Genomic DNA, 449 nt, shown 5'->3' with positions numbered 1-449 from the left:
CATCAATATCATTTACAAAAAAAATAAAAAGGAAGGCTTCAATGGAAAAGCAGGCTTCGCATCCGGTTTGGGTTCTCTTTGGATTCGAAAAGAAAACTTGCCATCGATAAGGCCTCAATATACCCTTACACCTAAAATCAATCCATCCATTACCCTGAATTACAAAAAAAATCAAATCAATCTTTTTTTCCAAGGTGACTATTTGTATACCGAAACGTTGAACAAAAATGAATTTGTAACCAGAAAATATGAGAATGGTGATGTCATACAGTCACAACTCAAGAGAAACAGAAATACGCACTTTACTACTTTAAAATCCGGAATAGATTACTCCGTTGATGATCAAAATTCATTCACAGTATCTGCACTTTTTGGTAGTGAAAAAATAATTGGCCGCGGAGATCAACCTTTTTTTAATAAGGATTTCTCTCTGCGAAGAAGGCTTTGGC

1 pseudogene is annotated in these 449 nt (G+C 35.0%); it reads left to right on the top strand.

Annotated features, from left to right (window positions below):
* A pseudogene (locus tag FEF65_RS13275) lies at window positions 1-449 on the top strand (TonB-dependent receptor); the annotation flags it as partial.

The sequence above is a fragment of the Mariprofundus erugo genome (genome assembly GCF_005818865.1).
Taxonomy (GTDB): Bacteria; Pseudomonadota; Zetaproteobacteria; order Mariprofundales; family Mariprofundaceae; genus Mariprofundus; species Mariprofundus erugo.
Note: the sequence above shows the minus strand (reverse complement) of the source record. Positions and strands in the feature narration are given on the sequence as shown.